The following is an 8,886-nucleotide window of genomic DNA, read 5'->3' as shown; positions in this document are numbered from 1 at the left end:
AGTCCAGCTGACGCGGCCTGCCTGACGTACCGCAATGACTGATTTTACGACTGCTTCGCAGCCGAACGCAGCCTCGCGGGCTCGGCAGCTGCTACAGATACCCTCTACCGGGACCCTTTTTCATTTGTCACGACTAGTTCAGTTGCAACGTCGAGTTGAACTGGCTGATCGCATCCACCACATGCCGCGAACCCTGCTGGATTTCCAGGATCACCTCCCCCGCCTCGTTCGCCAACTCAACCCCGAGCCCGGTACGACTCAGACTCGATTGCATGCTCGACACCGCGCTGAGCGACAAATCGTGGTTCTTGCGCACCACATCGACAATCTCCAAGGTCGCCTGACTGGTGCGCGCCGCGAGGCTGCGCACTTCATCGGCCACCACCGCAAACCCGCGCCCGTGCTCGCCGGCGCGGGCCGCTTCGATCGCGGCATTGAGCGCCAGCAGGTTGGTCTGATCGGCAATGCCGCGGATGGTCTGCACGATGGTGCCGATGATGTCGGACTGCTTGCTCACGGCATCGATGCTCAGTGCCGCTTCGTTCAGGTCACGGGAAATGTCCTGGATGATCTGCACCGTCTGCTGCACCACCTCGGACCCTTTGCGCGCACAGACGTCGTTTTGCACCGAGGTGCTGTGGGCCGATTCAGCGGCGGTTTGCAGGGTGGTCATCTGGTGAGTGATGTCGCTGGCGAACTTGACCACTTTGTACAACCGGCCCTTGGCGTCGAACAACGGGTTGTAGGACGCTTCCAGAAATACGGTCTGACCTTGCTTGTTCCTGCGCTCGAAACGGTGAGAGTGGTATTCGCCACGATTGAGCGAGGCCCAGAAATTCCTGTAGCCCTGGGACTCGGCTTCGGCCCGGTGGCAGAACAGGCTGTGATGCTGGCCGAGCACCTCGCTGAGCGAGTAATGCATGGTCTTCAGGAAGTTTTCGTTGGCGCTGATGACCTTGCCATCGGGAGTGAACTCGATCACCGCCATGGAGCGGCCTATCGCGGCGAGTCGGCTTTCGTTTTCATGTTCCTTGTTGACCCGGGCGGTGATGTCGGTAGCGACCTTGATCACGCTCTTGACTTGCCGGTCGGGGCCCAGCACCGGCATGTAGCTGGCCTCGAGCCAGATTTCACGGCCGCTTTTGTGCAAGCGCAAAAAGGTCCCGCTCAGCGGCTCGCCCCGCGCCAGGTCGCGCCACAGTTTGGTGTAGTCGTCGCTGCGGTAAAACTGCTCTTCACAAAAGATCCGGTGATGCTTGCCGCGCACTTCTTCGGCGCTGTAACCCATGGCACTGCAAAAGTTTTCGTTGGCATCGATGACGATGCCGTCCGGGGTGAATTCAATCATCGCCATCGAACGACTGATCGCCGCCAGCTTGGAGTTGGCCTCGGTCAGCGCACAGCTGAATCGTTCGATTTCCAGCAGGTCAGCCTTGTGATGTAGGTTGAACATTGTTGCATCACCTTCTGTGCGGTTTTTGATTGATGAAAGTTGCAGGTCTTTCACATCCACCACTACGTTCCATGGAACAGGCACACGCATCCCTCCAAGAAGAAGGACTAGTCAGGTGATAAATGATGATCAATCGGAGGGTCCTTAAAACGGCACTCTCATCAAGACATCCTTCTCTTGATAGCCCGCAAGCAGGCCAGCCCTAACAGATTCACAACAAATTCCATTTAGCGCACGGCTCCTTGCCATTAAGTGTCGGTGCCTTCGATTGCGCACTCTTTCGCCAAGAGATCGACTGCCTCATCACGGTCGACATAGTTAGTTACACCTGATCATAGACAGCAAACCTGGAGCTGCAAGGCCACTAGTCAGCCATCATTGAGGACAAAAACGATTCAGCGACCGACAGTGAAAGCGGCGTTGGCTGCCGAATTGGCGTAAGACTGTAGACCATTCGCGAGCAAGCCCGCTCCCACAGGGGATCAGCGGTGACCACAGGGTTTGTGGACATCAAAGATCCAACGTGGGAGCGGGCTTGTTCGCGAAGACAGCCGCACAAACACCGCAGAAATTTCAGAACGAACTACAAGCTGGCACTCACCCTGGTAGCCACCTCCCCCGGCACCCAGCCCTTCCACACCTGCGGCTGATCACGCAAAAACGCTTCGGCGACTTCGCGGGGTTTCTGCCGTTTTTCGCTCATCTGGCCCAAAGTCTGGTTCAACAGATCAATCGGCAAATCGACTTTTTCGAAGAATCTCACCAAGTCCGGATATTGCACCTTGAACGGTGCCGACACGCCGATGGCCAGGCTGGCCGGCATCGACCGGGTGCCCTTGGGATTCGGGTTGTTGGCATCGGCCAGGGTTTTCCAGGCTTCGGCGTCGAACGGCGGTTCGTCGAGTTTCACCAGTTTGAACCGCCCCAACAGCGGGGTCGGCGACCAGTAGTAGAACAGCACCGGTTTGCCACGGCGGATCGACGACGCCACCTCGGCATCCAGTGCGGCGCCGGAGCCGGTGCGGAAGTTGACGTAGCTGGCGGTCAGGTCATAGGCCTTGAGTTTCTGGCTGTTGACGATTTCCGAGGTCCAGCCGGTCGGGCTGTTGAGGAAGCGTCCGCGGCTCGGGTCTTCGGGGTCGCGGAACACATCCTTGTACTTCGCCAGGTCGGCAACGGACTTCAGCTCAGGCGCCAAGGGCTTGATGCCGCGCTCGGGATCGCCCTTGATCACGTACTCCGGCACCCACCAACCCTCGGTGGCGCCTTTGACCGTATCGCCGAGGCCGAATACCTTGCCCTCCGCCGCAGCCTTGACCCACGCAGGACTGCGCCCGGCCCACTCTTCACCGATGACCTGGATATCGTTTTTGGCCAGCGCCGCTTCCAGGCTGACGGTGCTGCCCGGCAGCGTGTCGGTCGGGTAGCCGTAACCTTTTTCAACGATCAGGCGCAGGATTTCGGTGATGAGGCTACCGCTTTCCCACGTGATGTCGCCAAAGTGGATAGGCGCCGTTTTTTCCGTGGCCGATGCCGGGTGGGACAACAGACTCAGGGCCAGCAGCGAACTGCCGAGCAGGGTTTTGATCGATCTCATGCGGACCTCTTGTTCTGGAGTGGACGGTTCAGGGATTGATTGGCGCTGTGCCGGTCGCACAGCGCCTGGGAACGGGTCATGTAGTCGCTGACTGAACGGAGCGAGATGCCCAGCGCAGCGGCAATTTGCGGATAGGTCAGGCCGTCGATCCGCGACAGCAGGAAGGTCGAGCGGACTTTGCCTGGCAGCCGCTGGAGACTGCGATCCACACGGGTCAGGGTCTGGGACAACTGAGCCAGAACCTCCGGTGACTCGGCGTGGATCGGCTCGGCCTGTTGCAGCTGCTGAAGATGCCGGCGCTCCAGATCACCTCGACGCCAACGCTGATAGAGCAGGCGCCGGGCGATGGTGGTGAGCAAGGCACGGGGTTCACGGATTGCCGTCAGGCCAGGGGCTTCGAGCAGTTGCACGAAGGTTTCGCAGGCAATGTCCTCGACACCGGCGGCATCGTTCAGAGATTGACGCAGGCGTGTGCAGAGCCAGTGGTAGTGAGCGCGGAACAGTCCGTCCACGTGTTTGCGATGAAGAATATCGGCGCCGGACATAGGGGCTCCTGAGTTAGGGGTCGCTGAATGTCCGGTGGTCCGGTGAGGCGAATCCTAGCAAGGAGCCTTATTCATTAATAATATTTAAAACTTATTTTTATATTCCTATAAAGAATTAAAGATCACTTGCGCCTGACAGTCCGTCATCGCGGGCAAGCCCACTCCTACAGGGTTTCGGTGTACCTGTGGGAGCGTGGCTTGCCCGCGAAAAATGGACCTGTCGACCCAACATTTGCGCCCTATCGCAAATCTCCATACCCCAGCATCTCGGCCTCATGCTGATAATCGAGCACAACCCGATAGTCGCTTTCGCTAGCCGGCAGCACCTCTGGCAACCCGAGGATTTCGGCGACGTCCGGCAATTCGCGCAACGCCTGATTCATCGCCTGCAATAGCGCTTCAGCCTGCTGATCGCTGACGGTGGCTGCCGTGATGTAGGGCAACGTCGGACTCAATGCACTGCGAGCAATCACGCGCAAACCGGCCACTTCCTCCTCGGCATGGCGCGCCAGACAGGCAAAGGTCACGCTGTCGATGGCCGCCAGATCAGCAAGGCCTTCGCGCAACCAGCGCAGGCTTTCGCGATGACTACCACTGATTCCAACCTGAGCAAAAAACTGCCCGTCACGTTGCAACGGCGCCAACCGGTGGCGCAGCAGGTTCATGCCGCTGTTGGAGTCCTGGCCATTGATCACGCCTCGGCTGTGGTGAAAATCCGCCAAGGTCTGTCGTCGATCATCGACGCGGCCCAACAGCAGGCTGCAATGATTGCCGCCGCTGCTGTCCGGCAGTTCATAACGAGGGCGCCCCAGCACCCGGACCTTGCCGCGCAATGCTGTCATCAGCGGATAACCGCAGGTTTGGGTGAGCAGCAAGTGCGGCGACAGCCACAGCTCCATCAGTGACAGGCCTTCGGCAGCGCTGCGGGTTTCGCCCAGGTGCTCGAGGATTCGCGCCAGCCAGCGTTCATTGGCCTGATGAATGGGTTCGGGGGCGGTGTACATCAGCAGTTCGGCAATGTGTTGGGTCATCGAAATAGTCCCGTGTAACGAAAATCCCCTGTGGGAGCGGGCTTGCTCGCGAATGCGGTGTGTCATTCAACATTGATGTTGGCAGAGACGACGCCTTCGCGAGCAAGCCCGCTCCCACAGAGGGAAGGCGTCTGGCAGAAAAATCAGTGAAACGGATGCCTCGGGCTATCGATGGCTTTCACACTGTGTCGACGCCACAACTGCCCATAACCCTGCACCAGAAATCCACCACTGCGCGCCAGCCATTGCTCGCGGCGGGCCCGATAGACGCGGGGCAAGTCGTACCAGGACAACCCCGGCAATTCGTGATGCACCAGATGAAAGTTGAGGTTCAGGAACAACCAGCGCCACGGCCACGCCGCTTCATTGAGCACGGTGCGTTGCTCCGGCGCCGCGTGAGGCCGATGTTCATAGTAGGAGCGAATCATGGCAATCGACAGCGCCGGCACACTGATCAAAAACAGGTAATGCCAAACCGGCAACACACTGAAGCGCGCGATGAACAGCAGCATCAACCCAGTCATCAAGCCGTGGCTCAGCCACATCAGCCAGGCCTGATGCTCGCCTGTTCTCAGGCGCTGCAGTTCTTCCCGGGCCAACGCCACCAAGGCCAGCGGTGCACCCAGGACAAAGCGCCCGAGCACGGTTTTGTTCAGCCAGTGCAAGCTGCGCACCAGCAGTGAACTGCCCTGCCACTGCCCGGCGCTCAGGTAACGGCTTTCCGGATCACGACCGGGAATTGTCAGATCCTCGTCGCGGTGATGCAGCAAATGGCTATCGCGATACAAGGTGTACGGATACCAAACGGCAAACGGCGCGTAGCCCAGTATTTTGTTCAGGGTTGGCCAGCGTGTGGGATGACCGTGCAGCAGTTCGTGTTGCACAGACAACCACAGCACCAGCAACGGAATCAGCAACAACGTGCTCCACCACAAACCCAACCGATGGCTGGTCAACACGATGCCAAACCAGCCGCCGTATACACCGATCAGCAGCAACCAGGTCGGCCATTCGGTGCGCGCGGTGAAGCGTCGGCGCAGGGTTTCGATTTCTTCTTGGTGGGCGCTATCAAAGTAATGGGGCATGGCGTTGCTCAGATCGGGGACCAGTCCCCTTCTGTGCAATGGCCTTGGGAAATCTTGCAGATTATTTTCAGGAGGATCGCTCCCATGTTGCATGGGAGCGATCAATCAACGCGGGTTCAGTGACCGAACACGCCGACCTTTTTGGCCTTCTTGTCCGCGCGCTTTTCAATAGCGGTTTTCACCGGTTTCTTTTTCGCCGCTTTCTTTGAATCCATACCTTTGGACATGATGCGTACTCCACTCACAGGGATGTGAGATCAGGTATACACCTATCCCGGCGCGCGCGTTCTTTTATAATCGCTCGCTTTGCATACCGACAGTCCGAGACCATGCCCGACACCCAATACACCCTGCTCGACGAGCCATTATGGCCTTTGATGAACAAGTTCTATCGCGCTCACCAATCGTCAATGAAGGCCGTGCGCGACGCGCAGCTGTGGGTGGCCCGGCGTGACCAGATTGTTGCCGCGCTGTGTTTGCGTCCGGTGTCCGGTGGACATTGGCTGACCGGGTTGTTTGTCGATCCGGGGTGTCGCGAACAAGGGATTGCCGCCGGGTTGATTGCGGCCGCGGTGAAGGATTGCGACCTGCCGGTGTGGTTGTTCTGTCATCCGGACTTGCGCGGGTTTTATGAACGGCGCGGGTTTACTTTCGATCCGTCGATGCCTTACGCGATGGTTGAACGGTTGAGCCGTTATGCCCGCAGCAAGCCGATGATTGCGATGGGGCTGGAACCTGCTCAAGCCTGATGAAGATCCAATGTGGGAGCGGGCTTGCTCGCGAAGGCGGTGTGTCAGTCACCATCAGTTTTGACTGTTAAACCGCTTTCGCGAGCAAGCCCGCTCCCACAGGGTTTTTCGGCGATTTAATCGTCCGCGTTGGGATCCAGATCCGGGAACATCACCTCGGTGAAGCCAAACTTGCTGAAGTCGGTAATGCGCGACGGGTACAAGCGGCCGATCAGGTGATCACACTCATGCTGCACCACCCGTGCGTGAAACCCCGATGCAATACGCACGATGGGTTCACCCTTGGGGTCGACGCCTTCGTAGCGAATCTGCTGGTAACGCTGCACCGCGCCGCGCAGGCCAGGCACGGACAAACACCCTTCGAAACCCTCTTCCAGGGTCGGGCTCAACGGAGTGATCAACGGGTTGATCAGAATCGTCTGCGGCACGGCCTCGGCATCCGGATAACGCTCGCTGTGCTCGAAACCGAAGATCACCAGTTGCAGGTCGACGCCGATCTGCGGAGCAGCCAGGCCAACGCCCCCCACACTTTCCATGGTCTGGAACATGTCATCGATCAGTTGCCACAGCTCGGGGCTGTCGAACATCTCGGCCGGCACCGGCGGGGCAATGCGCAGCAGGCGCTCATCGCCCATTTTCAGAATTTCACGAATCATGATCAGGTTTCATCAATGGTCGGTTTGATTGAGTGATCGCGGCCCAGCCCCGACACGTGGTGTTTTTCCTCATGGACGGGACCATGCTCGCCAGCCACTTTTTCGCCAGGGTCCTTGCCCTCTCGCGACATGTGCTCGATCACCGCATTCATCTCCGCGCCAAGCAGCAGCACGGCCGCGGAAATGTAGAAGTACAGCAACAGCACGATGATCGCACCGATACTGCCATACATGGCGTTGTAGTTGGCGAACTCCTTGACGTACAAACCGAAGCCCAGGGACGCGATGATCCACACCACCACCGCCAGCACAGAGCCAGGGGTGATGAAGCGAAACTCCTGTTTGACGTCAGGCATGACGTAATAGATCAACGCCACCGCGACCATCAGCAGAATCACGATCACCGGCCAGCGCGCGATGGTCCAGAGCGTGACGATGAAGTACTCAAGGCCGACTTGCGCAGCGATCCAGCTCATCACCTGCGGCCCGAGCACCATCAGCGCGGCGGCGATCAGCAGCATGCCGGCAATGCCGACGGTATAGATGATCGACAACGGAAAGCGTTTCCACAGCGGGCGCCCTTCCACCACGTCGTAGGCCGCATTCATCGCGCTCATCATCAGCCGCACACCGGCGGAGGCGGTATACAGCGCAATCACGATACCCACCGACAGCAAGCCGCCCTTGGATTGCTGCAACTGGTCGATCACCGGGTTGACCTGCTCCAGTGCCTGGGGCGGCAATACGAGTTCCGATTGCAGGCGCAGCCAGGAGAAGAAGTCGGGCAGATGCAGGAAGCCGATCAGGGCGATCAGAAACAGAATGAACGGAAACAGCGAAAACAGCATTTGATAGGCGAGCGCCGAGGCATAGGTCGACATCTCGTCGGCAATGAACTCGGTGACCGTGCGCATCATCACACGGTGCAGGGGCAAGCCTCTCATGTCCGGAAAAATCATTAGCGTCTCCATTCGCCGCATACGCATTTGGGTTGAAGTCGTGGCGACTCAGGGGCCGTTTTCTTCATCAAGGTAGCCCACTTGGCGACTTTGAAACAATTTCAGTGTGCAAGTTCAGGCTGACACAAAAACAGGCAACTGAAGATGGCCACTTCTTCTTTTCATTAAAGACATTTCAATGGAGGAAAGTCGTTACACAAGGTTGACCGGGGGCTTTTGCAGGGCGTTTCATTTATTTTCACCACGACATTTCATCGTTCAGTGCAGGTTGCGCTTTATGTTTGCCCGGCAACCCCTGAGAATGCGCAACACATTCAGGCCATGGCGCTGAAGATCCAATCCCGTAGGAACGTTATGAAACTCGATAAAAAGCAGGCCATTGCCCGCAGAAACCAGGAACTCGGCGGTGCTGTGCTTGGCGTCAACAACTGCCACTTCACCGAATTGAACCGCAACCGCAATATCTGGTGGTTCGACATCCCGGTAGCGCGCCTGGCCGTGGGTCAGTACGAGTGGATTCACCTGCTGATGCACACGCCAGACACCGACGAACTGCTGCACCTGAAAGTGCCGACCGTGTTCCTGCGCGAGAAGCTTGAAGGCCTGGTGGTACGCAACCAGGGCAAACGCAAGGCGGCCCTGAGCCTGGAATTGAGCGCCGACAAGGACTCGTACCTGCAAGACATGCGCCCGGCGGGTACCAACGTCAACTTCGCGCCATTTCGCTTGTAGGAGCGAGCTTGCTCGCGATGGATTCAAGAGCGCTGCGTTTAACCAGTAAACACGCGTTATCGTTAACGACCATCGCGAG

Annotated in this window: 8 protein-coding genes and 2 pseudogenes; 2 read left to right on the top strand and 8 right to left on the bottom strand. The window is 58.3% G+C overall.

Annotation, left to right across the window (positions count from 1 at the left end; genetic code table 11):
- Positions 1–133 precede the first annotated feature (133 nt).
- The 6 genes and pseudogenes from AC07XF_RS20200 to AC07XF_RS20175 all read right to left on the bottom strand — a co-directional run.
- A pseudogene (locus AC07XF_RS20200) lies at positions 134–550 on the bottom strand (methyl-accepting chemotaxis protein); the annotation flags it as partial.
- A gap of 132 nt (positions 551–682) precedes the next feature.
- A pseudogene (locus AC07XF_RS20195) lies at positions 683–1,354 on the bottom strand (PAS domain-containing protein); the annotation flags it as partial.
- Positions 1,355–2,036: 682 nt separating this feature from the next.
- The gene (locus AC07XF_RS20190) at positions 2,037–3,050 is read right to left on the bottom strand and encodes an ABC transporter substrate-binding protein (RefSeq protein ID WP_495027853.1); all 1,014 of its coding nucleotides are present in this window, start codon (positions 3,048–3,050) and stop codon (positions 2,037–2,039) included.
- A complete protein-coding gene (locus tag AC07XF_RS20185) occupies positions 3,047–3,595 on the bottom strand; it encodes a sigma-70 family RNA polymerase sigma factor (protein WP_495027852.1) in 549 nt (182 codons plus the stop codon). Before AC07XF_RS20185 ends, AC07XF_RS20190 begins: the two co-directional genes overlap by 4 nt.
- Positions 3,596–3,834: 239 nt before the next feature.
- The gene (locus tag AC07XF_RS20180; RefSeq protein ID WP_495027851.1) at positions 3,835–4,626 is read right to left on the bottom strand and encodes a phosphate/phosphite/phosphonate ABC transporter substrate-binding protein; all 792 of its coding nucleotides are present in this window, start codon (positions 4,624–4,626) and stop codon (positions 3,835–3,837) included.
- Between the two features lie 143 nt (positions 4,627–4,769).
- The gene (locus tag AC07XF_RS20175; RefSeq protein ID WP_495027850.1) at positions 4,770–5,711 is read right to left on the bottom strand and encodes a fatty acid desaturase; all 942 of its coding nucleotides are present in this window, start codon (positions 5,709–5,711) and stop codon (positions 4,770–4,772) included.
- Between the two features lie 329 nt (positions 5,712–6,040).
- Between AC07XF_RS20175 and AC07XF_RS20170 the strand changes: the two genes are divergently transcribed.
- Positions 6,041–6,460, top strand: a complete 420-nt coding sequence (locus AC07XF_RS20170) for a GNAT family N-acetyltransferase (protein WP_495027849.1) — start codon at positions 6,041–6,043, stop codon at positions 6,458–6,460.
- 116 nt (positions 6,461–6,576) lie between these two features.
- On the opposite strand, the gene def is transcribed toward AC07XF_RS20170, so the two are convergent.
- Both def and AC07XF_RS20160 read right to left on the bottom strand, forming a co-directional pair.
- A complete protein-coding gene (gene def, locus AC07XF_RS20165) occupies positions 6,577–7,116 on the bottom strand; it encodes a peptide deformylase (RefSeq protein ID WP_103397564.1) in 540 nt (179 codons plus the stop codon).
- A 2-nt stretch (positions 7,117–7,118) separates the two neighbouring features.
- Complete coding sequence (locus AC07XF_RS20160; protein WP_495027848.1) at positions 7,119–8,075, bottom strand: YihY/virulence factor BrkB family protein; 957 nt, start codon at positions 8,073–8,075, stop codon at positions 7,119–7,121.
- Positions 8,076–8,429: 354 nt separating this feature from the next.
- On the opposite strand from AC07XF_RS20160, the gene AC07XF_RS20155 reads away from it, so the two are divergent.
- Entirely contained in the window at positions 8,430–8,807 is a 378-nt protein-coding gene (locus AC07XF_RS20155) for a hypothetical protein (RefSeq protein WP_007996168.1), read from the top strand.
- Positions 8,808–8,886 lie beyond the last annotated feature (79 nt).

It is taken from the genome of Pseudomonas sp. GW821-FHT01C01 (assembly GCF_059422645.1).
Note: the sequence above shows the minus strand (reverse complement) of the source record. Positions and strands in the feature narration are given on the sequence as shown.